The following is a 22,524-nucleotide window of genomic DNA, read 5'->3' on the forward strand; positions in this document are numbered from 1 at the left end:
GGCGTAACGGCGGAGCGCTTGTGGCGGCGTTCGAATAGGCCCGCGGCCTGCGCCGACAGCCTTTTCGTCGTCATCACCCGGCGCCAGGCACCGCACGAGCGCAAACTCGCCGTTCCTCAGATCCTGCGGAGTTGCTTGCAGTCCGTAACATCTGGTCGCAGTCCCGGCCGACCGGATTGCGTAGATTGGACCTGTGCGACAAACCTCTGTCGCGTCACAGCAGGCCTCTTGCAGGAGAAAAACATGAAACGCATCGTCACTCAATTGCTGGTTGCCGCGGGCCTTGCAGCAGGCGCATGCGGGGTCGCGCAAGCGCATACGGATCTCAATATCGGCGTCTCGCTCGGCGCGCCGGTCTACACGCGGCCCGCCCCGGTCTATGCAGCGCCGCAACCGGTGTACTACGGCAACGGCGGTTGGGGGCATCGGTACGATCGCGGCGACTACTATCGCGGCGACCACCGTTACGAGCGCGGCTGGAACCGGAACGACCGCCATTGGGGTTATGACGACCGCGGCCGCGGCGATCGTGGCGACCACGACGGACGCCGCGGCGGATGGCGCGACTGATTGCGATACTGATGGCGCGACCGATTGCCGGCCCGGAACGAACGTAACCTGAGCTAGCCCGGCTTCACCGACTGGCCCGCATCCGCGAAAGCAGATGCGGGCCAGTGCCGTTTGCAGCCCGAGGCGCTAGGCCATCAGTTCGTCGTCGATTGAAAAGAGCTTGCGCAAGTGGTGCGCGACGCCCGCTTCGAAGTTATTGCCGATGCGCGGCACGTTGGGCAGGCGCGTGATCAGGTCGGGATTGGCGTTGTTCATCATGAACGGATGGCCGGCTGTTTCGAGCAGGTCGATGTCGTTCATGTTGTCGCCGAAAGCCACGCAGTGCGCGGCATCGACGCCCACGCGCTCGAGCACGATCTGCAGCGCGCGTCCCTTCGACACATTCGACGTCATCACTTCAAGACAGTCCGGCAGCGAGTACGTCACGTAGAGCGCGTCGCCGAATTCGCGCGCGAGGTTCGCGGCCACTTGCGCGAGGTCCGCCGGGTCGCCGATATAAAGCACCTTGGCGATGTCCACGCCGTCGTGCGCCAGCAGTTCGGCCACTTCGTAGGTGAAGCCCGAATCCTGATGAAACTTGAGCAGCTCGGGCGCGTCGCGGTCGATCAGCCACGCCTGATCGGCGAACAGGTTGACGATCACGCGACCGTGCGCGCCGACAATCTCCGGCTGCACGAGGCGTTGCACGATAGCGGGCGGCAGATCGTCGGCGTGGATCACGGTGTTGTCCGGCGCATGGATGCGCGCGCCGTTCGACGTGATCAGATAAGGCTTGATGCCGAGGATGTCGCGAATGCCGGCGACGTCGCAGAAATGGCGGCCGGTGGCGATCACAAACTGCACGCCGTCACTTTCGAGCTTGCGCACGGTGGCGACCGTGAAGGGGTCGACCTGGTGATCGGCATTGAGCAGCGTGCCGTCGAGATCCGTGGCGATGACTTTGTACATGGCGAGATGGCAGGCAGCTTGGGAGGCTGTATTTTACCGTCGATGCCTCGGTGCTCGGCTTCAAGGTTGGGCTTCAAGGTTCGCCTTTAGGGCTCGGCTCCGAGCTTCGGCTCCGAGCTTCGGCTCCGAGCTTCGGCTTCAAGGCTCGGCTCCCAGCTTCGCCTCCAAGGCTCGGCTTCAAGACTCGGCCTCAAGCCTCCGCCTCAACCTTCACCCGCCTGCCGCCCAGCTTCCCTCTGCGCCAACCGCAAGCCGCCGTGCGCGGAATCCGCCAATGGCTCGCGCAAGCGCGGCTGATAAGCCTGCGGCACGTATTCGCGCAACGGCGCGCCCAGCCCGCCGCACAACGCAATCGGCAAACTCGCCGATGGGTCGAGCGCCGCGATCATCTTGCCGATTTCAACGCCCGCCGCGCCGAGCAGCCGCGCGGCAAACGGATGCGTGCGGTGCGCGATCACGACCCGCGCGAGACTCGCGTACGCCGTCTGATTCGCCTCGCAAAGCCACACGGTAAGGGCGTCCCGATCGCTCGCGCCGACGTGCGCAAGCAGCGCGTGCGCGAAGTCGTCGTTGGGGCCGCGGCCGTCGAGCGCGTGCTGCGCATGGACGATGGCGCGCACGCCGAGCCAGGCGCCGCTCGCTTCGTCGCCGGACGGAAAACCGTAGCCGCCCACGATCCGGCATTCGCCGCCCTCATGATCCGCCGCTGCCGCGATGCTGCCCGTGCCGAGCGCGACGATCACGCCGTGGGCGCCCCCGTGCGCGCCGAGCAGTGTCGTGTACGCATCGCTTTCGACGGCGAGTCCGGCCAGCGCGGGCGCCTGCGCGAGAAACGACGCCAGCCAGTCGCGGTTGTTCACGCCCGCGAGACCGCAACCGAGCACGCAGCGCGACCAGTCGAGCGCAACGCCGGCGTTCGCGAATGCCTGCTCGCCGCCGGTCGCAATGGCAAGCCACGCACGTTCGACGCCAAGCCCCAAGCCCGACGGCCCGCTCGCCGCCTGCGCCAGTTCGCGCCCGTGCGCGTCGGCGAGCACGATGCGGGTGCCGGTGCCGCCGCCGTCGACGCCGATCAGAAATAGGTCTTTGTTCATCGATTGAAATGCGTTTCTTGAGAAATAGGCATAGCGTGGCAGGTCCTTTTCGATCCGGCAATTGGCCGAATGGCCAGCTTGCGGCGCTCAGGCGTTCGGCTATGCTGGCGAGCGACATCACAACGGGGAGCGCTAAATTGACACAGCGATGCAACTGGGTATCGAGCGAAGCGCTCGCACATTATCACGACGCCGAATGGGGCGTGCCGTCCCGCGACGACCAGCATCTCTTCGAAATGCTCGTGCTCGAAGGCGCGCAGGCCGGCTTGTCGTGGTCCACGATTCTCAACAAGCGGGCCGGCTACCGGCGAGCATTCGCGGACTTCGACATCGACAAGGTTGTGCGCTTCACGCCGGCGCAGGTCGAGAGGCTCGTCGTGGACGAAAGCATTGTGCGCCATCGCGGCAAGATCGAATCCGCCATCACGAATGCGCGCGCCGTGCAGCAGATTCAGGCGGAGCATGGGTCGTTCGCCAACTTCATCTGGTCGTTCGTCGATAACACGCCGATCCAGAACGGATGGGCATCGTACAAGGAGGCGCCAGCATCGACAGAAGTATCGGATGCGCTCAGCAAGGCGCTAAAACGCTACGGCTGCAAGTTCGTGGGCTCGACCATCTGCTATGCGTTCATGCAGGCGGTCGGCATGGTCAACGATCACGAGGCAACTTGCATGTGCCGCGCCAGGTGTGCAGCGCTCGGCAAGAAAGGACGCGCGCGTAAGGCCGGTTGAGGTTGGGGCGTTCAATCGGCGACTCGTATAGCCGCTCTGGCTGACGGAGCATCGCTTTATCGCAACGGCCTCGCTCGCAACAGTCCCCTTGCGAGATCATCACACGCCCGTCCGCATCAGCTATCCGGTAAAGCCCTGCTGTGCTTATCGCCGATGCCGGCCGTTATACGGTTATGAGCGGTCACAAGCAGCAGTGACCGCTGCGTTCGCCGCCGCAACGCCGGCGCAAAGCGCTCCTCGGACTCGCGCGAATGTTCGAATTGAGGACGTTTCGCGATGCTAGTCGGGGTTTCGCCAGCGAACGCAAGCGGGATACTGGAATCAGCCGCTCAATAACGAGTAACGACCGCGTCGCATAGCGAAACCATCATGAAAACTCTTACCTTCCTCACCCATCAGGACATTTTCGACCAGGCCGTCAGCCATCTCTTCGGGCAAAAGCGCGCGGCGCTCCTGCCGCGCGGAGGCGGCGCTTACCGCGGCTATTGCGGCGGCTGCCCGGTCGGCAACTTCATCAAACTGCGCGATTACATGACGGCCATGGAAGGCGTGCCCGTGCGCTATATCGGCAAAACGCCCGTCGCGGCGCCCGCTTACATGGACGCCGGCATCGCCGCGCTGCGCAAGGCGCTGCTGCGGTCGCGCATCAATGTGTACGATCAGGAGACGATCGATCTGCTCAGCTGCCTGCAAAACGTGCACGATGTGTTCGGCACGTGGGAATGGGATGACCGCCTGAATTCGATTGCACGCCAGTTCGGTCTGTCGGCGCACATGCTGAAGAACGCGGCTTAACGCTACAAGGCGCGCGCCGCCGCCCGCGCCAACTCGCGAGGCAACCGGGCGCCCATAAAGCAAAACGGCGATGTGGCTTCTTTCGAAGCTCACACCGCCGTTCTGACCGTGCTGAAAAAGCGTGCTTAGTGCAGCTTCTTCGGCAGCATCTGGCTGCGCAGGCGCTTGTGCAGGCGCTTCACAGCAGCAGCCTTCTTGCGCTTACGTGCCGTGGTCGGCTTTTCGTACGATTGGCGCTCACGCAGTTCTGCGATCAGGCCGTTCTTTTCGATTGCGCGACGAAAGCGGCGAATCGCCACTTCGAACGGCTCGTTTTCTTTCAGAAGAATCGTCGTCATGTAATTCCTAACTCAATCACTTGATAGGGGTTAATTGCGTGGCGGGGAAACCGCTCACGCGCCGGCCCTCCGGTCGTTTCGATTCATGGCCAGTAACAGGCAAACGCGGGAAGAACCCGGCCAAACCACGAATGAAACGAGAGGCAAAGCGGCCACGGAGGCCGGAAAAGAGAGGTGTGGAGCTCACCGCGGAACGCGGACAGACGTATTGCAAAGCCGCGCCTGCTGCCGTTTCGCCAAACCTTCCATCAACGAAAAGACGATGACGAAACAGGCAAAGATCTCAATTCACTCCCGATGATATCAGGAAACTGTCCATCGTACCAGGGGTTTAGGGATTACGCCAGGCCGCGGCGGCCGCGCTTCAAGCGCTCGCGTCGTCCAGTTCCCGGATGTCGCTGCCCGTCAGCGTCAGATGAACAGCGGCGACGAGGCTGTCCAGCTGCTGCAGCGACGTCGCGCTCGCAATCGGCGCGGTCACGCTCGGCCGGGCGATCAGCCACGCCAGCGCGACGCTGGCCGGCGTACTGGCGTGCCGCGCCGCGACCCGGTCGAGCGCCCCGAGGATTCTCAGACCGCGCTCGTTCAGATACTTCTCGACGCGGCTTCCGCGCGCCTTGTCGGCAAGATCTTCCTTCGAGCGATATTTCCCGGAGAAAAATCCGCTCGCGAGACTCCAGTACACGACCACGCCGAGCTGATAGGCGAGCGCCACCGGCTCCAGATCGGTCTCATATCCGGCGCGATCGTACAGGTTGTACTCCGGCTGCAACACCTGATATTCCGGCAGCCCATGCTGACGGGAGAGCGCCAGCGCCTCCTCCACACGCGCGCCGCTGTAGTTGGACGCGCCGATCACCCGCACCTTGCCCGCCTCGATCAGCCGCTGATACGCGCCGAGCGTCTCGGCAAGCGGCGTCGCGGTGTCGTCGTCGTGGGAAAAATAGATGTCGATGTAATCGGTCTGCAAGCGCCGCAGCGAATCTTCGACGGCTGCCTGAATGTTCGCGGCCGAGAGCCCCTTGCGCTGCGGATGCTTCGACACTTTGGTCGCGAGCACGATCCTGTCGCGCTTGCCGCTACGCTGAAACCACTTGCCGATGATCGCCTCCGACTCACCGCCGTGGTTGCCCGGCGCCCAGGCGGAATACACGTCGGCGGTGTCGATGAAGTCCAGCCCGGCGTCGACGAACGCGTCGAGAATCGAAAACGAAGTCGCTTCGTCGGCGGTCCAGCCGAATACATTGCCGCCGAACATAAGCGGTGCGACTTGCAATTCAGAGTGTCCAATGCGGCGCTTTTGCATGATTTCTCCCGGCTTTATCGCAAGAGAAAAAGAGGATACGCCGCCTTTTCAAATCCCGCAGCGCGCCTGGCGGATGAGCCTCAAACGCTTGTCCGGCGCGGCTCGCGCGCCCCGCCCGGCAAGCAAATCGGTGTGCGATTACAGAAAGTTCCTCAAGTTTTTAGGAGGGCCGTCAACCTTCACTGAGGCGGCCAGCAATGAACGAAGCTTCCGCCGATGCCAATATGGCGTATTGGGCTCAGGCTTATTTAGGAGATTTTCCATGCTCGGAATCAATAGCAATATCAACTCGCTGGTTGCACAGCAAAACCTCAGCGGCTCGCAAAGCGCCCTGTCGCAAGCCATCACCCGCCTGTCGTCGGGCAAGCGCATCAACAGCGCGGCTGACGATGCAGCAGGTCTGGCGATTTCGACCCGTATGCAAACCCAGATCAACGGTCTGGGCCAGGGCGTGTCGAACGCGAACGACGGCGTGTCGCTGATTCAGACGGCGTCGAGCGCGCTGTCCTCGCTGACTTCCAGCCTGCAACGTATCCGTACGCTGGCTGTGCAGGCTTCGACCGGCACGATGTCGTCGTCGGACCAGGCAGCGCTGCAGAAGGAAGTTGCGCAGCAAATCCAGGAAGTGAACCGTATCGCGTCGCAAACGACGTACAACGGCACGAACATTCTGGACGGCTCGGCTGGTATCGTCGGCTTCCAGGTTGGCGCGAACGTCGGTCAGACGATCAACCTCGACCTGTCGAAGAGCATGTCGGCCGCTAGCCTCGGCAGCGGTTCGCTGGCAACCGGCCAACTGGCTGGCACGATCAGCAACCTGAACATCGACGCAGCGACGGGCGCAGCAGCAACGTCGACGCCGAGCGCGAACATCATCACGTCGATCAACGTGCTGTCGGACGGTCATGGTGGCTTCAGCTTCACCGACCAGAACGGTTCGGCGATCAGCTCGGCAGCCGCTAGCACGATTTTCTCGGCAGGTGCACAGACGAACGCTACGCTGGGCGCTCCGGTCACGACGCTGACGATGAACACGGCTGCATACGACCAGACGAACGCAGCGCTGGACAAGTCGGTTCTCGCCGCAACGGCACAGATCGGCGCAGTCAACGCGTCGAACACCTCGGTGTCGAAGCTGGACATCAGCACGGTCAGCGGTGCGAACGTGGCAATGGTCGCAATCGACAACGCCTTGACCGCGGTCAGCAACCTGCAAGCAAGTCTCGGTGCAGCACAGAACCGTTTCAGCGCGATTGCAACGTCGCAGCAAGCTGAAGCAACCGACCTGTCGTCGGCACAATCGCAGATCACCGACGCGAACTTCGCGCAGGAAACTGCTAACCTCTCGAAGGCTCAAGTGCTGCAACAAGCTGGTATCTCGGTTCTGGCGCAAGCCAACTCGCAGCCGCAGCAAGTTCTGAAGCTGCTCCAGTAATAGCTTCTGAAGTTTGACCGGACCTCGCGCTTCACCGCGCGTTGTCCGGTTTTTAGCGTTTCGATGGAAGGCTCGCCTTCCATCCAGCATTTCTGTTACGCCCATCACGCATCAACACGGACGCACGGAGCATTTTCATGTCAACGATTACGAGTTCATCGGCGGCGAGCGCGGCATCAGCGACTGTCGCAGCCGACAATGCAGCCCTGCAGCAGGCCATGCAGTCGGTCATCACGGGCGCGACGGGCAATTCGTCGCTGGACGTGTCGACGCTCGTCACGGCTCTCGTAAATTCGAAGACTGCCGGCCAGGTTGCCGCGTTGACGGCGCAACAAAGCTCGGACAACACCCAGATTTCCGCATTCGGCACGCTTTCGGCCGCGCTTGGCGCGCTGGAAACGGGCCTCACTTCGCTGTCCAACGGCGGACTCCAGAATACTTTTACCGCGACCTTGAGCGGCGGCACCGGCATCACCGCGACTGCCACCACGGGCGCGGTCGCCGGCAGCTACAGCGTCGCGGTCTCGCAGGTCGCGGCGTCGCAGGCGCTGTCGTCGTCGGCTTTCACGGCTAGCCAGGCGCTCGGTACGGGCACGCTGTCGCTCTCGCTCGGCAGCAAGTCGTTTGACGTGTCGATCACGAGCAGCAACAACACCGTTGCCGGCATCGCCGCCGCAATCAACAGCGCGACCGGCAACCCGGGCATCACGGCGACTGTCGTGAACGGCACTGACGGCGCCCACCTCGTGCTCGCGTCGAGCACGACCGGCGCGTCCAACACGATCAGCGTGGCGGTCGGCAACCTGAGCGGCGATAACGGCCTGTCGAGCCTCGGCGTGACGTCGACGGCCAGTACGACGGGCGGCCAGTCGACCATCACGTCGGCCAACAACGCGAGCGCGTGGACACAAAGCACGGCTGCACAAGACGCCGAGTTCAAGATCAACGGCATTGCCGCGTCGAGCTCGACCAACTCGGTCACGAGCGCGATCGCGGGCGTGACGCTAAACCTGACGTCGGCCGCGGTGACGACCCCCGCGACCACGCAAACGCTGACGGTTGCAGCGGACACCACCTCGCAGGCCAGCGCGATCAACAACTTCGTGTCGCTCTACAACACGGTCGTGACGACCATGGGCACGCTCGCGCAATACACGCAGGGCGCGACGACGCAGGGTCCGTTGCTCGGCGATTCCACGCTCAACACGATCAAGAACGCGCTTTCGTCGATTGTCGCGAGCGGCGTGAAGAACGGCAGCACGTCGCAGAGCCTCGGCTCGATCGGTATCTCGCTGCAAGCCGACGGCACGCTGCAGGTGGATAGCGCGGCGCTCACCAACGCATTGCAGAACAACTCGTCGACGGTGGCCTCGCTGTTCAATTCGACCAACGGCATCGGCGCGCAGTTGAGCACCAGCATCACCAATTTCACGAAGACAGGCGGCATGATCGACGTGCGGACCACCGCGCTGAACTCCGACCTGAAGAGCATCCAGACACAACAGACGAGCCTGAACGACTACATTGCGCAGCTGACGAGCCAATACTCGGCGCAGTTCACGGCGCTCAATACGTTGATGGCGACGATGAACAACAACTCGCAGTACCTGACGCAATTGTTCGGCGGCACGAATAGCGCCGGCGCACTCGCGACCAACAAGTAACGACACGGAGAACGCACATGGAGTCCTCTGCCCTGATCGGGAAAGTGCTGGCGCTGACCGGCGAAATCGAGCAAGCGGCCGCGCTGGCCGACTGGCCCGAAGCCGCGCGGCTCGCCGAAATCCGCTCGCCGCTGATCATGTCGCTCGACGCGCAGCAGGTGCAAGGCTCGCTCGACGTGATCCGTTCGATCGTCGCGCGCGACGCGGCCCTTTACGCCAATGCGCAAACCACGCAAGTGGAATTGCAGGCCGAATTCACGGCCGCGATGCGCCGCGCGAGCGCCGTCGACAAGTATCAGAAAACGGCGTTGCTGTAAGCCGATAAGCGGCGCAAAGACGCCTTAACCGTATAACCAACAACAACTGCGCACCGGAGTAAAGCTGCGCTCGTTGCACCCTCGCCCGCCTTGCGCGGGCGTTTCTTTTTGTGCTTCGTAATCAGGTGAATTGGTGGCCATTTTGCCGTCACTTCCACCCTTCACGGCGCGAATTCGGACTTGATAATCCAACGTACAGCTTCCTCGTGCGAGCATCATGTCCATCCAATTCCAGTTCCCGACGTCCCAGCCTCTCACTCCTGAACAGCAGCGTGCTCAGGACATCGCTCTCGTCATGCAGAGCGCCATCGAGCAATATCACAAGGGTGAGATCGACGACGCGCGCGCGCTGTTCGAAGCCATTCTCGAGGCCATGCCGGAGCATCCGGACGCGAACTACAACCTCGGCGTGATCAAGGTCCAGACGAACCGCGCCGCCGAAGCCGTTCCGCACTTCGAGGTCGCGCTAGGCGTGAGACCGTCCAACGGACAGTATTGGGTCGCCTATATCAATGCGCTGTTCGAAAGCAATCAGTTAGCAGCCGCATGGACCGCGGTGGAGCTGGCACAACAGCAGGGCGTTCAAGGCCCCGCGATGAATAGCCTGATTCATCAGTTGGCGCAGCCGGAAAAGCGGATGGAAATCAAAGTCAATGCGCATCCGGACGCTGTGCAAGACGTGAATCTGGTCATCGGCGAAGCGGCCGAGGAGCCGGCAAAAATCGCGCGCGTACCGTTGAGCGCGGCTCAGCATCGTGCAGCATCGGCCGCGGAGATTCAAAAGCACAACGCGCTGGTGCACAAGGGCAATTTCCCGGAAGCCATCAAGCTCGCTCGCAAGCTGACCGCTCGCTACCCGAAAGACATCCAGAGTTGGCGTGCGCTCTCCATTTCGCTTCACAAGAACAATCAATTCCGCGAAGTACTCGAAGCGTCGCGCAAAGGCGTGGAGCTGGATCCCACTGACATGATTTGCCGATTACTGCTCGCCGATACATCGCGCCACACCGGCGCGCTGGACGAAGCCGAACGGCACGCACGGCAACTTATCGCCATTGCGCCGGATCACGCAGAGGCACATCGGATTCTCGGCGTCACGCTGGTCGCGCTTGGACGGCGGGCGGAGGCGATTGCGTCATGCATGCGAGCCGCACAGCTTGCACCGCGCTCGGCTTCTGTACACAGTTCGCTGGGCAACGTGTATCTCGGCATCGGCGCTATCGCGGAAGCCGAAGCCGCGCTGCGCACCGCGCTTGAAATCGAGCCTGCCAATAGCAACGCACGCACGAATTTGCTGTTCTGCCTGACGCACAGCAATACGATCAGCAAGGCCGCGTTCCTTAAGGAACACAGGTTATTCGGGGAAATGCACGACGTTCCCGCCATCGTTGCGAGCCGCCGTTACACCAATCGACGTGATCCCGAGCGCAAGCTGCGCATCGCTTTCGTTTCCGGCGACTTTTGCAATCATGCGGCGGCTTACTATCTTCTGCCCGTCGTGCAGCATTTGACCCATGACCCCGAGCTATCGCTTCACTTCTATTACACCTTTGGGGTGAATGACCACCTTACCGAGAAGCTTCGCGCACACGCCGACTCGTGGCACGCGGTGGCCGATCTTAGCGATGCGGCGCTGAGCAAAAAGATTGCCGATGACGGAATCGATATTGTCATCGATCTTTCGGGGCATACGGCGCATTCGCGAATCATTGCGCTCGCACACAAGCCCGCGCCTATTCAGGCGTCGTGGATCGGCTATCCAGCCACCACCGGAATGACCGCATTCGATTACTACCTGTCGGATCGGTTCATCACGCCTCCCGCGCAATTCGAGGATCAGTTCGTCGAAAAACTGGCGCTGCTGCCCGCGATCGCTCCGTTCATGCCGCCGCCGAACTGCCCGCCCGTGAATGCGTTGCCCGCACTTCATAAAGGCTATGTCACGTACGGCAGCTTCAACCGGCTGAACAAGCTGAGTCAGGAAGTTATCGCACTCTGGAGCGTCATTCTGCGCGCCGAGCCGTCCTCGCGAATGGTGATTGGCGCGATCTCGAGCAAGCTGGACGAGCCGACATATCTGGAATGGTTCGCTGCCGAAGGCATCACCGCCGACCGGCTGACGTTTTGCCCGCGCGGGTCGCTGCCTCTTTACATGCAGCAGCACCACCAGGTCGACCTCTGCCTCGATACGTTCCCCTACACGGGCTCGACCACGACGCTCAACGCGCTATGGATGGGAGTCCCAACGATCACGATGCCCGGCATATCGATGCCGAGCCGCGGAGGCGCCTGCTGGCTCGAGCACGTTGGACTCGAACAGTTCATCGTGCGCGACAAGGAAGATTTTGTCCGCAAGAGTCTCGAGTTGACTCGCGATCTGGACGCGCTCAACGAACTTCGAATCGGCATGCGCGAGCGCTGCCTGAACTCCGTTCCATTCCAGCCGGAGAAGGTCGCGGCGGGTCTGTCGATTGCGCTGCGCACCATGTGGAAGCGTTGGTGCGCGGATCAAACGCCTACCGCCTTCGAAGCGACCTTGCCGGCTGACTGGTCCCCGTCGCCTGCTGCGCTTTCGACGGACGCGGTGATCTAACGAGCCGCGCGCTGCACCTACTAGCGAAGAACCCAATCATGAACGCAAGCCTGCCTGCTGGAGCTGTTTCGGCGCTGACAGAAGAAACCATCTTTGTCACGCAACCTTATCTGTCGCCGCTTGACGACTTCATTCCGTATCTTCGCGAGATCTGGGACAGCAAGGTGCTGACTAACGGCGGCCCGTTTCACCAACGGCTCGAGGCGGCGCTCGAGGAGTATCTCGGCGTCGACCACCTTGCGCTGTTTTCGAACGGCACGCTGGGTCTCGTTACTGCATTGCAGGCGCTGCGCATTACGGGCGAGGTGATCACAACGCCCTATTCTTTCGTGGCAACCGCGCATTCGCTCCTCTGGAACGGCATCAAGCCCGTTTTCGTCGACGTCGATCCGCACACGCTGAACATGGACCCGCGAAAGATCGAGGCCGCCATCACGCCGCAGACTACGGCGATCCTGCCGGTGCATTGCTATGGTTATCCTTGCGACACCGAAGCCATTCAGAAGATCGCCGACAACTACAACCTCAAGGTCATCTACGACGCGGCTCACGCATTTGGTGTGCGCACGGGCGGCGGCAGCGTTCTTCGCCACGGCGATCTCTCCGTTCTGAGTTTTCACGCGACGAAGATCTTCAACACATTCGAAGGCGGCGCGATCATTTGCCCGGATGCAAAGACCAAACAGCGGGTCAACCACCTGAAGAACTTCGGTTTCGTCGACGAGACGACGGTGGTCGCGCCCGGCATTAACGGCAAGATGAGCGAGGTCAATGCCGCGTTCGGCCTTCTGCAATTGAAGAATATCGATGAAGCATTAGCCAGTCGACGCGATATCGCTTCCCAGTACTGCGCGCTGCTTTCCGATGTGCCAGGCATCCGTTGCCTGCCGGCCTGCGACAGCCCCATTGCGAATCGCGCTTACTTCCCGATTCTCGTCGAAGACGATTTTCCGTGCAGTCGCGACGCGTTGTTCGAGAGATTGCGTCAGCACAAGATCATCGTGCGCCGCTATTTTTATCCGCTGATCTCGGATTTCCCCATGTATCGCGGTCTCGTCAGCGCCAACCCCGCCAACCTTCCGGTCGCAGCCGATGCGGCGAGGAAAGTGCTGTGTCTGCCGATTTACCCCGGTCTTTCCACTGCGAACGTGGAACGGATCGTCGATATCATCAAGACGTATTAAAAGCAGCACGCTCTCTTGTGAACTCCAGATACAAAAGAGCACTCGACGCAGGACATGCGTCGAGTGCTCTTTGTTTGTGTCAGGAAAGAAGCCCGCCAGTAATTACAAGGTCTGCTGAGACTGTTCACGCACAGTCGCCAGTTCGGCGGCTTTCGCCCGCTGAAGCTCACCGAGTACTTCGAGCGCACGCCCCTCGTCCGCCGTGAGATCGACAACGAACGCATCGTTATTGTCTTTGATCCACTGCAGCGACATGTCCCACCATGCCAGCTCCAGCAAGCGCTCCCGTACTTTTTCCGAAAAACGGAAACGCAGCAGCCGCGCCGGCGAGCCCGCATAGATACCATACGGTTCGCTGCGGAAGTTCGGCGGTATCAGCGAGCGCGCACCGATAACGCATCCGCTTTCGATGACGCTGCCGCCCAGGAATACAGCCTCGTCGCCGATCCACACATCGTTATGAATAACGGTGTCAGCGTATTGCGGCATCATTGCATTGGTGAGACCGTTGCCGTAGATGCTGAACATGGTCGTCGATATGGTCTTCGTTTCATGCTGGGCGTTCAGAATGAACTTGAGCCCCATACCGCCTGCAACGTTCTTTCCAATCACCAGCTTCTGCGCATGGCCGTCGTATCTGGCGACCGAACCCACGCCGAGAACACTGCATCGGCCGATATGAAACACTCCGTCGGAGGCCTCTTCATCCAGCCAGTTCCTGAAGAAGTTGTTAGGGATGGTCGAGAAAGCCCCGTCCCGGTAGCCGATCACAATGAAATGCTTCGATAGAGGATGAGTCGGCACGACGCCGATGCTGTCATCCGACGTAACAACGTTCATATAAATCCAGTGCGTGTTGAGGTTTAGTGCACGATGACTTTATTGCCGCATGGAACTGCCGGGCAAGTTGTAGACAGGGTGAACGTAGGGCCTGCATTCACAGATAGCGGGCCCCGGCAACCCTGTCGCGCACCTTCCTGGCGGGACTGCCGTAGACGACCGAATACGGCTCGACGTCCCTCAGAACGGTAGCTCCCGCGCCAACGATGCTGTGCTCTCCGACGTTGATGCCGTGGCGAAGCACTGCGCCGATGCTAATGGCGGAATACGCACCGATCCGGCAGTTGCCACCGGTTATCGCTCCGGGCGCCAGGCTCGAAAACTCGTCCATCACAGAGTCGTGATCCAGAGACGAGTTCGTGTTCAGAATACAGAACTGGCCTACGCGACAGTCGGGATTAACGACCGCTCCAGCCATCACTACACTGCCCGCCCCGACCGTTGTGCCGCGACCAATCGTGGCCCGCGGATGAATGGCATTCATGAACTGCAGTTGGGGGCAAAGCGCCCCGACCTTCGCCGCCACTTTCGAGCGGACGACGTTGTCGCCGATTGCAATGATGGTGCCTTGCAGATCGTGTTCAGCCACGAGACGGGGAAGATCGGCTTCGCCGCCTAGCACTGGATAGTCGAGCGTCCGTTCACCAACGTTGCGGTATGCGTCGATTAACCCGGCAATGCTGTGCTTTCCTTCCTGCTCGACAATATCGATGACGACTTTTGCATGGCCGCCCGATCCGACGATGACAATGTGGCTCATACCCGCCTCCGCGGACTTGCTCGACTGGTTCCCTGCCGCTTGATGCATCGACAACATGCGCGAATAATGCGCCGCGCAACGGTGATTTCGTCGGCGGCGCTAGTCGAGATCCATGTCGCAATGGTTTGTGAAATTATGCCGTCGTCCCGCATCGCGCGATTCCGGGAGTTAGCGAGAGAAAAGCCGTTAGATCGATGTATTGGGCGGGAGCATCGCCGCGGCTTGTGATTCGCCGGCGGCGTGGCTCGAACGCCTAACGGCTTAGCGTGATCGCCAGATAAGCGGCGTACAGCGCGCCGCAGACCAGCAGCGCCCACACGGGCGCGCCGTGCTCTCGCGCGTTGAGCCGCAGCCAGCCCGCCGCGACCAGCGTGATGACGATGCCCGTCACCACCTCGATGCGCGGCGTCCACGGCGTCAGCAGAATGCCGATAGCGGGCAACAAGGTGCCCTGAAACACCATCGCGCCCGTGATGTTGCCGAACGCCAGCGTGTCCTTGCCGCGGCGAATCCACAGGATGCTGTTGACCTTCTCCGGCAACTCCGTGGCGATCGGAATGATCAGCAGCGACAGCAGCAGCGGCGACACGCCGACCACCGCGGACACGCCCCGCACGCCGTGGATGAAACCCTCCGCGCCCCACACGAGCAGCGCGACCGCGATCAGCAGTTGGACGGCGATCGTCGCGAGGTTGGTCGGCACGCCGAGGCGCGCGAGCATCATCTTTCCGGGCGCTTCGGTGCCGTGGCCTGCATCGACGAGATCGTTCGACGCGCGGAAGGTCGCCACGACATACGCGACATACACGCCGACGAGCGCGACGCTGAAGAGCGCGCGCACGATGCGCTGCTCATGCGGCACATACATGGCCGCGGCGGCCAGCAGGAACGCAAAGAGGAAATAGTTGAGATCGCGAGTGAAGCCCGAACGCTCCGGCGCGACGCGTCCGCCGACGCCGCGCGAGCGCAGCACGGCGAGCGTCATCAGAAAGGTAGACAGCGTGGACAGCATCAACGGTGCGCCGAGAATCGCGCCCACGCCGATTTCCTCGTTGACGGCACGATCGCTCGTCCCGCCGACAATCGCTATCAGCGGCACGAGCGTCTCGGGCAACGCGGTGCCGACTGCAGCGAACAACGAGCCGGTCACGCCTTCGGATATCTTAAGCCGCTCGCCGAGATGCTCGAGCGCGTTGGTGAAAAGCTCGGCCGCCACGAGGATGACGACCAGCATGATGGCCAATTCGATGAGAAGACCGGTCATGCGCGGCTCCGTGCATCGAAGGGATTGACGTGATCGACGTGATTGACGTGATGGACCGAAAACGTGCGGCGCGGCAGATCGCGCGACAGCAAGTTGAGCAGAAGACGAGGAGATTGAACAGCGCGGGATTTCACAGCGGCTCCGAGGTCGGACGTAAGACGAACCATGACGCACCGCGACCCGTCCGACCAGAACGAAGCAGTGCGCCAATGGTCTCGCCAAACCGACCCGGTCGAACGCGCCATGACCCGCAGGCCAAGTATGTTGACGCGCTCTCCTTCACGCGATGCCGCTATGCCGCGATGCGTGAAGGAAGGCTACTCCCCAGTGACCCGGGGATTTTAGCGGGAGTGGGCGGAGGCAACAAGCCTTCGGGAAGAAGCTTGTTGACTGTGTTGGCCGCGAGCCGAGCTTTTACTGCGTGCCAAGCGTGGTGCCCATGCAGCTTGCGCAGTGGTCTGTTTTCTCGCCGCGCGCAAGCTCATCGAGTCATTAATTGAAGTGATACTGGACGCCTACCGTGAAGCTATTGTTTGTTCTCTTCGTGCCGTCGTGATGGCTCGAGTCCGTGGTCCATTCGGCGACCGCACTGACATGCTCCGCGAACTTGTAGTCCACGCCGAGGCCCCAATGGAACCGCGTATCGGGGTCGTCGCCCGTGAAGCCGGCGCGAATGTAGGGCATGAACTGGTTAAACGGCATGCCGAATTTGGCGTCGATTCCGGCGTCCTTGAAGGTGGTGGAGCCGTGGTGCAAATCCGCGAAAGCCTCGGCTCCTACCACGAACCGCTGCACGTCGAAGTTGTATCCGGCGGTGAAGCCCGGAAACACCGTGTTATGCGACGCCTTGTTGAATGCGCCCGATGCATCCGAATTATTGACGCCTAGCTTGAAACCAACATAAGGACCGGCGAACTGGCTTGCGCCCGCTTGCGGCGCCGCTTGTGCGCAAGGAATCTGCGAAAGAAGAACCACCGATGCCGCGAGAATTGATCTGGTTATTTTGTGCATGAATTGCAAATAAAGCTCTTAGTCCGGCGAGTGATCTCGCAATGCCTGTCGCACTGGAATGCGAAAGGGTCGGCGTAGGCCGACGCGCAACTATTCCCATATCGATGGGAATTGCATAGGCAGCGCGCGCCGATTCAGCGAATGGATGAGAACGATCTGAAATTTCAGCGAAGAGGTGAGGCGGGGGCTAGGAGGCGTGTGGGTGGGGCAGCGCGTCGGGCGAGTTCGAGTTGTTTTGGCGGTTTGTCGATGGTACTGCGGGACCACGCTTTCGAGCACGACAGCCGGATCTGCTCCGCCTAAGGTCTACGAAACGTCTCTCCACGCACGACCGGAGACTGAGTACGCCAAGGTCCCGTACCCGCTGGGTCCTGTATGATCCTACGCGACTCGCGTGCAACAACCCGGAACCCGGGCGCCCCAGGCAGCCTTCCGATAGCTTGCAAATAGATAGTTGCTCTATTGCTATGTCGAAAATACCGCTGCTACGAACCGCCCTGCAGCCGATCTGAACCAAAGTCGTTTTGATTGCTCCCGGCGTGTGGGAACCCTTGGACCAAGTCCGGGATAATCTAAGCTGGATATCCTGCCGTTGATTTCCCTCAGGTCACTGCACAGCATCGAGGTATAGGTCTCACGGATGCTGAAGTGAAGTCCGCTTGTTGAATGGTAATGGAATGAAACGCATTCTAATAGTGAAAGTCACCTCCTTAGGTGACCTGGTACATGGTCAGCCCGTGGTGGCCGACCTGCATCGCGCCTTTCCTGGCGTCAAGATTGACTGGGCCGCCGATGCGTCCTTCGCCGATGTTCCACGCTGGAATGCGGGCATCGACCGCGTGCTGTGCGCGCCATTGCGGGGCTTCAAGAAAAACCGCTCTGGGGCCGAGCTCAAGGCGATCTTTACATCGATATCTGAACTGCGACGCGAGAAATACGACATCGTTCTCGATCTTCAGGGCGTCTACAAAAGCGCGATAATTTCTTTCCTTGCGCGCTCGCGCCGGCGTCTAGGCTATCGTTCGGCAGACCTCGGCGAGAGCGGCGCCGCCTTTGCTTACACTGGCCGCTTCGCGCCACGCGAAGATCTCAATGCGTGGGACGGCTTGCGCCGCACTGTCGCCGACGCATTCGGCTACGAGGTGAGCGGGGCACCGCGCTTCGACCTGTCAATCCCCAGGTCTGCCGATCCTTCCGTCAAGCCAGAAGAACAGCGGTACGCGATGCTGTTCCATGCCACTTCGAGCGATGTAAAGAAGTGGCCGACGGCTCACTGGGTTGCCATTGGCCGCTCGCTTGTCGAGCGCGGCATTACCCCCCTTCTGCCGTGGGGTTCAGCCCGCGAGGAACAGGAGGCCATCGCAATTGCGAAGGACGTGAGGGGCTCCCGTATACTGCCGCGGATGTCTATCTTGCAGGTCGCGCAGTACGTCGATGCCGCCACGCTCATCGTCGGGACAGATACCGGCTTCGTGCATCTCGCAAGCGCACTCGGCAAGCCCACGGTCATGATCTTCACTGCAACAGCACGGCGTTATTTTGGCGTCGACGTGCCTGGCGTATCGGTGTCCGTTGGTGACGACGGGCGCCCACCCTCGGTAACGGAAGTCCTGGACGCCATTGCTTCGCTGGAGCCTTTGCCTTGAAGATATTGTTGACCAATTTTCACTACGGGCGCGGCGGAGGTCACGATACGTACATTCTGGCGATTGCCAAGGGGCTTTCCAGGCGGCATCAGATATTTGTGGCTGCGCCCTCGAGCAGCAGGCTATTCGAAAAGGCCAGCAAGCTCGAACACGTGACGACACTGCCGCTTGAATTCCCAGCCAAGCTGAAAGACGCCGGCCGCATGATTTCAGCGTGGCGCGCATTGCGCTCGTTGCTGGAGACAGAACGCTTTGATGTTGTGCACGTCAACGGCTCCCCAGACCATCGCCTAGTCGTATTCAGCCTGATGTGCTTCAAGGGCCGCAAGCCACGCATTGTATTGACCAAACACAACTCCATCGCCATCAAGAGTGACTTCGTCACGAAGATCAGAGCCCGCGCGACAGATGATGTCATTGCCGTGTCCGATTCCACTGCGAGCCTTGTGCGCGATTCGGTATATCGACACTGCTCGCTTATCACCATCAAGAATGGTGTGGACATCGACGACTTCAAGCCGTCGGACGCGGCCGAGATCGCCGCGGCGCCTAAGTCGCTGCTCGGCGAATCGAAAGCCGACAAACTGGTGCTCGGAACCGTGACAGGCTTCGACTGGTACAAGGGCACCATGGACGTGATCGCCGCAGTGAGCGCGTTGCCGCCATCGCTACGTGAAAAGATTGCAGTCGTGGTTGTCGGAACGGAGCCGAGCGCAGAGCAGTGGCAGGTTATTGATTCGGTGGGTATGCGCAGCCAGCTCGAAGTCGCGGGTTTCGTGGAAGACGTGAAGCCCTATATCCGGGCGTTCGATATCGGCTTTGTCACGTCATATGCGGTCGAGACTGTGTCGTTTGCCTGCCGCGAGATGATGGCGATGGGCAAGCCTGTGATAGTGTCGAGCTACAGCGGTCTGCCGGAGAACGTTCGTGATGGCGTCGACGGCTGGGTCGTCCCGCCGCACGACCCCGATTCGTTAACTCGGGCGCTTAAAGGAATTCTCGAGCGGGGCGACCGCCTGGCGGACATGGGAAAGATGGCGCGAGCAAAGGCAGTCGACGAGTTTTCTCAAGAGCTGTTTGTCGACAGGACGGAGATGGTCTACCGACTAAGCCAGTCGTAATAGGTCCATTCGCAATGGTCGCTGTCGGCCCGACTTGATGCGATCGGTCAAACGGGCTCCAGCCGCTCTTATCTAATATGCCAAAACAGGTTATTCACATATTCAACGGATTCCAGAATCCGCACGGCGGCAGCGAACAGGAGACGCTCAACCTCGCTCACCTGCTTGGCAAGCAAAGCGAAGTGAGACTGTGGTCGACATCGTCGCGCAGTTCGCCCGAACTGCGCGAAAAGTTCGGAATCACCCCTCTCGGCATTGCACCGAGGCACCGCCCGAACGGAGGCACCTATGTCTTCGTCGGAGCACACTGGCGCAACACGGTATGGCCGTATCTCGCCGCAGTGCCACAACGTCTGATCTACGTGTTCAACACGTTCCATCCGAAGATACTGACGCTGACATCGAAGCATCCGCCCTTGCTGCGCTGGCCGAAGACGGAGTACGTGTTCATCTCCGAATTCCAGAAAAAGCTGGTAGGCGTGGATGGCGTGGTGCATCCATCGCCGATTGACATCGACCTGTTCGCGACGGTAGGTGGTGTGGCACGCAATCGGCCGGTGATAGGGCGTCTGAGCCGCGACACCAATGACAAGCATAACGACGAAGACCTGGTGCTGTATCGTGAATGGTCTGCTCAAGGGGTCGGTGTAAGGCTGCAGGGAGCTACATGTCTGCGCAACGCGCTCGGGGAGAACACAGGTATCGAGCTTCTTCCCGAGGGAGCTACGCCAGCCGCGGATTTTCTGCGCTCTCTCGACGTCTTCTACTACCGGACAGGGTCTCACGTCGAAACATTCGGCCGGGTCGTGCTCGAGGCAATGGCCTGCGGCCTTCCGGTGGTATGCCATCGGAACGGCGGCTACGCCGATTCGATCCGGCACGGCGAGAACGGCTTTCTCTTCGACACGACCGAACAGGCGCGACGGATTGTGGGCGCGCTGCTAGCCGATCCGGCACTGCGTACGTCCGTGGGACAGCGCGCCCGGCAAACCGTCGAATCGATGTACTCGAAAGAGGCCCTGGAGCTTCGTGCTGCGTTTTATCGTCAGGCGCCGGGCCAGGACTAGTCAGACCCCGGAATGCACTGTAAATACGGATCATCACTTGCAGGGTCATAGGGAGCGGTCCAGGCTCCGCACCTTTGAGTAAAGCGAGGGGTATCGCATGGACACGGCGCACAACCAGCAGGTAGCGTGCAAGTGCCGTCCAGCGATTGCCATTTCGGCACGGGATGAGAAACGAATGAATATGAAAGCGATGCTGTCAGAAAAGAGCCTCCGGCCCAAAACTGAGTCGTACCAGTTGTTCCTCGCGAGGACGTTTGCACTTGTTACTCTGTGCGCCGTACCCATTTCCACGGCCGGAGTCAATCTCGGTTCCGGCCTGGTACTGCTGTTTGCGCTGCTGTCTCCCGAAGTGTGGAGGGCATGCGGGAAAATCCGCACATCGCCCACGAGCATCGTCGCGCTGATCCTCTTCGTTGCGCTCGCTCTTAGCATGGCCTATACGTCGGCGAGCAATGACGAGGCTTTCAACTTTCTCCTGAAGTACCGAAAACTGTTGCTGCTGCCTATGCTGTTCCTGGTTTTCTACGGCAGCGACCGATCAAAGTGGTGCCGCGTGGCCATATGGGCGTTGTTCTCGGCGCTAACGCTGACCATGCTGCTCACCTACACGAACTTTTTCGGCTGGACGGCAATCGGACCACTGCACGGTAACGATCCGATTACGAAGCCCTGGGTCTTCAAGGACCACATATCGGCGGGCCTGATGATGGCGTTTCTGGCCTATCTGTCGATGGCTCTCGCGACAGGTTCGCCTAAAGGCATCGGACAGTGGCTCCTGCGCCTCGTCGCCCTACTCGCGCTCGTCAACGTGCTGTTCGTGCTACAGGGACGCACCGGGCAAGTCGTGGCGATCGCCTACATGGCAGTTTATGTCGTCGTTCAACTAATGAAGTTCAAGCATCAGGGCAAACGGACGCGCTGGATAACGACCGCCGCGAGCGTCATGCTGTGCATGTGTCTGGTGGTCTATTCCTTCACGGCAAAGAACTCACGCCTTGCCGAAACCCAACAGGAAATCACACAGTTCGAGGTCTACAACAAGAACACGTCGATGGGCGTGCGGCTCGAGTTTTATCAGCGCAGCCTGGAGCTGATTCTGCATCGGCCGATTGCCGGATACGGCGTCGGTAGCGTTCGAACCGAATTCGAACGGCTCGCGAAGAACAGCTCTGGTGGGCGTGCCGCGATGGCGAGCAATCCGCACAACGAATTTTTTCTGATGGGCGTACAGCTCGGAATGGTGGGAGTGGCCCTGTTCGCCTGGCTCCTGATCGCGATCGCGCGGGAAAGCTTGCGTCTGGACACACTTGCGCGCACGGTCGTCTACGGTTACCTGTTCGCCTTTGTCATTGGCTGTTTCGCGAACTCGTTGCTGCTCAACTTCACAGAAGGCAATCTGTTCATCTTCCTGATCGGCATCCTGCTCGCGAGCGGCCCTCGACGCGAGGACACGAACGGGCCGGCCGAAGAAACACTTACAGCCGCCGATTAGCGTCGTCAAGTTCGGAGGGTCGAAGGCCAATGTGCGTTGAATATGCTGGCTGGCCACAGCCGCGGGTGGGCTTCTGCTGGCCGGGCTGCCGACGCACCTGGCCGACATGGCGCATGTAGCTATAGCCGATGATGGCGTCAGCGATACCGCAGTTAGCTGCGATTTAGCTGCGATTTAGCCTGGAATTCGGAGAGGGAGTAAACAGGTAGATCGTCGCAACCCTCGGGAGGGTTGGTGCGCCCGGCTGGGATCGAACCAGCAACCCCTGCCTTCGGAGGGCAGTACTCTATCCATTGAGCTACGGGCGCTTCGACTTGACAGCGCGGCAACCAGAAGAACGGCTGC

Annotated in this window: 20 protein-coding genes, 1 tRNA gene and 1 riboswitch; of the genes, 12 read left to right on the top strand and 9 right to left on the bottom strand. The window is 60.7% G+C overall.

Annotated elements, in window-relative coordinates:
- Window positions 1-243: 243 nt before the first annotated feature.
- Window positions 244-570 (top strand): PXPV repeat protein, encoded by a 327-nt coding sequence (locus AB6809_RS19255; protein WP_006050889.1) that lies wholly within the window; start codon window positions 244-246, stop codon window positions 568-570.
- A 126-nt stretch (window positions 571-696) separates the two neighbouring features.
- Here AB6809_RS19255 and AB6809_RS19260 read toward each other — a convergent pair whose 3' ends face one another.
- Window positions 697-1,518: a Cof-type HAD-IIB family hydrolase gene (locus AB6809_RS19260; RefSeq protein ID WP_114156563.1), complete on the bottom strand. Its 822-nt coding sequence runs from the start codon at window positions 1,516-1,518 to the stop codon at window positions 697-699.
- 203 nt (window positions 1,519-1,721) lie between these two features.
- Window positions 1,722-2,612 carry a BadF/BadG/BcrA/BcrD ATPase family protein gene (locus AB6809_RS19265; protein ID WP_371026970.1) on the bottom strand — a complete coding sequence of 297 codons (891 nt, stop codon included), beginning with the start codon at window positions 2,610-2,612 and terminating at the stop codon, window positions 1,722-1,724.
- Window positions 2,613-2,713: 101 nt separating this feature from the next.
- Between AB6809_RS19265 and AB6809_RS19270 the strand changes: the two genes are divergently transcribed.
- Window positions 2,714-3,346: a DNA-3-methyladenine glycosylase I gene (locus tag AB6809_RS19270; RefSeq protein ID WP_371026971.1), complete on the top strand. Its 633-nt coding sequence runs from the start codon at window positions 2,714-2,716 to the stop codon at window positions 3,344-3,346.
- A gap of 369 nt (window positions 3,347-3,715) precedes the next feature.
- A complete protein-coding gene (locus tag AB6809_RS19275; RefSeq protein ID WP_006050884.1) occupies window positions 3,716-4,141 on the top strand; it encodes a hypothetical protein in 426 nt (141 codons plus the stop codon).
- Between the two features lie 125 nt (window positions 4,142-4,266).
- Here AB6809_RS19275 and rpsU read toward each other — a convergent pair whose 3' ends face one another.
- Both rpsU and AB6809_RS19285 read right to left on the bottom strand, forming a co-directional pair.
- Complete coding sequence (gene rpsU / locus AB6809_RS19280; protein ID WP_006050883.1) at window positions 4,267-4,479, bottom strand: 30S ribosomal protein S21; 213 nt, start codon at window positions 4,477-4,479, stop codon at window positions 4,267-4,269.
- Window positions 4,480-4,843: 364 nt separating this feature from the next.
- Entirely contained in the window at window positions 4,844-5,785 is a 942-nt protein-coding gene (locus AB6809_RS19285; protein ID WP_371026972.1) for an aldo/keto reductase, read from the bottom strand.
- 262 nt (window positions 5,786-6,047) lie between these two features.
- Here AB6809_RS19285 and AB6809_RS19290 point away from each other — a divergent pair, with 262 nt between their 5' ends.
- The 5 genes from AB6809_RS19290 to AB6809_RS19310 all read left to right on the top strand — a co-directional run bounded on the left by AB6809_RS19290 (window position 6,048) and on the right by AB6809_RS19310 (window position 12,978).
- A complete protein-coding gene (locus tag AB6809_RS19290; protein ID WP_006050881.1) occupies window positions 6,048-7,220 on the top strand; it encodes a flagellin in 1,173 nt (390 codons plus the stop codon).
- A 137-nt stretch (window positions 7,221-7,357) separates the two neighbouring features.
- The gene (gene fliD / locus AB6809_RS19295; RefSeq protein WP_006050880.1) at window positions 7,358-8,884 is read left to right on the top strand and encodes a flagellar filament capping protein FliD; all 1,527 of its coding nucleotides are present in this window, start codon (window positions 7,358-7,360) and stop codon (window positions 8,882-8,884) included.
- Window positions 8,885-8,901: 17 nt separating this feature from the next.
- Complete coding sequence (locus AB6809_RS19300) at window positions 8,902-9,201, top strand: flagellar protein FliT (RefSeq protein ID WP_006050879.1); 300 nt, start codon at window positions 8,902-8,904, stop codon at window positions 9,199-9,201.
- A 217-nt stretch (window positions 9,202-9,418) separates the two neighbouring features.
- Window positions 9,419-11,794 carry a tetratricopeptide repeat protein gene (locus AB6809_RS19305; protein WP_371026973.1) on the top strand — a complete coding sequence of 792 codons (2,376 nt, stop codon included), beginning with the start codon at window positions 9,419-9,421 and terminating at the stop codon, window positions 11,792-11,794.
- Window positions 11,795-11,832: 38 nt separating this feature from the next.
- On the top strand, window positions 11,833-12,978 hold the full coding sequence (locus AB6809_RS19310; RefSeq protein WP_371026974.1) for a DegT/DnrJ/EryC1/StrS family aminotransferase: 1,146 nt from the start codon (window positions 11,833-11,835) through the stop codon (window positions 12,976-12,978).
- Between the two features lie 102 nt (window positions 12,979-13,080).
- Here AB6809_RS19310 and AB6809_RS19315 read toward each other — a convergent pair whose 3' ends face one another.
- The 4 genes from AB6809_RS19315 to AB6809_RS19330 all read right to left on the bottom strand — a co-directional run bounded on the left by AB6809_RS19315 (window position 13,081) and on the right by AB6809_RS19330 (window position 16,817).
- Window positions 13,081-13,818: an acetyltransferase gene (locus AB6809_RS19315; protein WP_371026975.1), complete on the bottom strand. Its 738-nt coding sequence runs from the start codon at window positions 13,816-13,818 to the stop codon at window positions 13,081-13,083.
- Between the two features lie 97 nt (window positions 13,819-13,915).
- A complete protein-coding gene (locus tag AB6809_RS19320; RefSeq protein ID WP_107710095.1) occupies window positions 13,916-14,578 on the bottom strand; it encodes an acetyltransferase in 663 nt (220 codons plus the stop codon).
- Between the two features lie 253 nt (window positions 14,579-14,831).
- Window positions 14,832-15,842 carry a sodium:calcium antiporter gene (locus tag AB6809_RS19325; RefSeq protein ID WP_371026976.1) on the bottom strand — a complete coding sequence of 337 codons (1,011 nt, stop codon included), beginning with the start codon at window positions 15,840-15,842 and terminating at the stop codon, window positions 14,832-14,834.
- A 145-nt stretch (window positions 15,843-15,987) separates the two neighbouring features.
- A riboswitch (yybP-ykoY riboswitch) is annotated at window positions 15,988-16,180 on the bottom strand.
- A gap of 154 nt (window positions 16,181-16,334) precedes the next feature.
- A complete protein-coding gene (locus tag AB6809_RS19330; protein ID WP_258196185.1) occupies window positions 16,335-16,817 on the bottom strand; it encodes an outer membrane protein in 483 nt (160 codons plus the stop codon).
- 713 nt (window positions 16,818-17,530) lie between these two features.
- Here AB6809_RS19330 and waaC point away from each other — a divergent pair.
- The 4 genes from waaC (at window position 17,531) to AB6809_RS19350 (ending at window position 22,179) form a co-directional block, all read left to right on the top strand.
- The gene (waaC, locus tag AB6809_RS19335) at window positions 17,531-18,499 is read left to right on the top strand and encodes a lipopolysaccharide heptosyltransferase I (RefSeq protein WP_371026977.1); all 969 of its coding nucleotides are present in this window, start codon (window positions 17,531-17,533) and stop codon (window positions 18,497-18,499) included.
- A complete protein-coding gene (locus tag AB6809_RS19340; RefSeq protein ID WP_371026978.1) occupies window positions 18,496-19,620 on the top strand; it encodes a glycosyltransferase family 4 protein in 1,125 nt (374 codons plus the stop codon). Before waaC ends, AB6809_RS19340 begins: the two co-directional genes overlap by 4 nt.
- Before the next feature lie 77 nt (window positions 19,621-19,697).
- Window positions 19,698-20,687 carry a glycosyltransferase family 4 protein gene (locus AB6809_RS19345; RefSeq protein ID WP_371026979.1) on the top strand — a complete coding sequence of 330 codons (990 nt, stop codon included), beginning with the start codon at window positions 19,698-19,700 and terminating at the stop codon, window positions 20,685-20,687.
- A 181-nt stretch (window positions 20,688-20,868) separates the two neighbouring features.
- A complete protein-coding gene (locus AB6809_RS19350) occupies window positions 20,869-22,179 on the top strand; it encodes an O-antigen ligase family protein (RefSeq protein WP_371026980.1) in 1,311 nt (436 codons plus the stop codon).
- 232 nt (window positions 22,180-22,411) lie between these two features.
- Here the strand turns inward: AB6809_RS19350 and AB6809_RS19355 are convergent.
- Window positions 22,412-22,487, bottom strand: a tRNA-Arg gene (locus AB6809_RS19355).
- Window positions 22,488-22,524 lie beyond the last annotated feature (37 nt).

The sequence above is a fragment of the Paraburkholderia sp. RCC_158 genome (assembly GCF_041355255.1).
Classification (GTDB): domain Bacteria; phylum Pseudomonadota; class Gammaproteobacteria; order Burkholderiales; family Burkholderiaceae; genus Paraburkholderia; species Paraburkholderia graminis.

Bases quoted from the DNA above. Each gene is read 5' to 3' on its own strand.
- AB6809_RS19255 (WP_006050889.1), top strand. From the start codon at position 244: ATGAAACGCATCGTCACTCAATTGCTGGTTGCCGCGGGCCTTGCAGCA.
- AB6809_RS19260 (WP_114156563.1), bottom strand. From the start codon at position 1,518: ATGTACAAAGTCATCGCCACGGATCTCGACGGCACGCTGCTCAATGCC.
- AB6809_RS19265 (WP_371026970.1), bottom strand. From the start codon at position 2,612: ATGAACAAAGACCTATTTCTGATCGGCGTCGACGGCGGCGGCACCGGC.
- AB6809_RS19270 (WP_371026971.1), top strand. From the start codon at position 2,714: ATGCTGGCGAGCGACATCACAACGGGGAGCGCTAAATTGACACAGCGA.
- AB6809_RS19275 (WP_006050884.1), top strand. From the start codon at position 3,716: ATGAAAACTCTTACCTTCCTCACCCATCAGGACATTTTCGACCAGGCC.
- rpsU (WP_006050883.1), bottom strand. From the start codon at position 4,479: ATGACGACGATTCTTCTGAAAGAAAACGAGCCGTTCGAAGTGGCGATT.
- AB6809_RS19285 (WP_371026972.1), bottom strand. From the start codon at position 5,785: ATGCAAAAGCGCCGCATTGGACACTCTGAATTGCAAGTCGCACCGCTT.
- AB6809_RS19290 (WP_006050881.1), top strand. From the start codon at position 6,048: ATGCTCGGAATCAATAGCAATATCAACTCGCTGGTTGCACAGCAAAAC.
- fliD (WP_006050880.1), top strand. From the start codon at position 7,358: ATGTCAACGATTACGAGTTCATCGGCGGCGAGCGCGGCATCAGCGACT.
- AB6809_RS19300 (WP_006050879.1), top strand. From the start codon at position 8,902: ATGGAGTCCTCTGCCCTGATCGGGAAAGTGCTGGCGCTGACCGGCGAA.
- AB6809_RS19305 (WP_371026973.1), top strand. From the start codon at position 9,419: ATGTCCATCCAATTCCAGTTCCCGACGTCCCAGCCTCTCACTCCTGAA.
- AB6809_RS19310 (WP_371026974.1), top strand. From the start codon at position 11,833: ATGAACGCAAGCCTGCCTGCTGGAGCTGTTTCGGCGCTGACAGAAGAA.
- AB6809_RS19315 (WP_371026975.1), bottom strand. From the start codon at position 13,818: ATGAACGTTGTTACGTCGGATGACAGCATCGGCGTCGTGCCGACTCAT.
- AB6809_RS19320 (WP_107710095.1), bottom strand. From the start codon at position 14,578: ATGAGCCACATTGTCATCGTCGGATCGGGCGGCCATGCAAAAGTCGTC.
- AB6809_RS19325 (WP_371026976.1), bottom strand. From the start codon at position 15,842: ATGACCGGTCTTCTCATCGAATTGGCCATCATGCTGGTCGTCATCCTC.
- waaC (WP_371026977.1), top strand. From the start codon at position 17,531: ATGAAACGCATTCTAATAGTGAAAGTCACCTCCTTAGGTGACCTGGTA.
- AB6809_RS19345 (WP_371026979.1), top strand. From the start codon at position 19,698: ATGCCAAAACAGGTTATTCACATATTCAACGGATTCCAGAATCCGCAC.
- AB6809_RS19350 (WP_371026980.1), top strand. From the start codon at position 20,869: ATGAAAGCGATGCTGTCAGAAAAGAGCCTCCGGCCCAAAACTGAGTCG.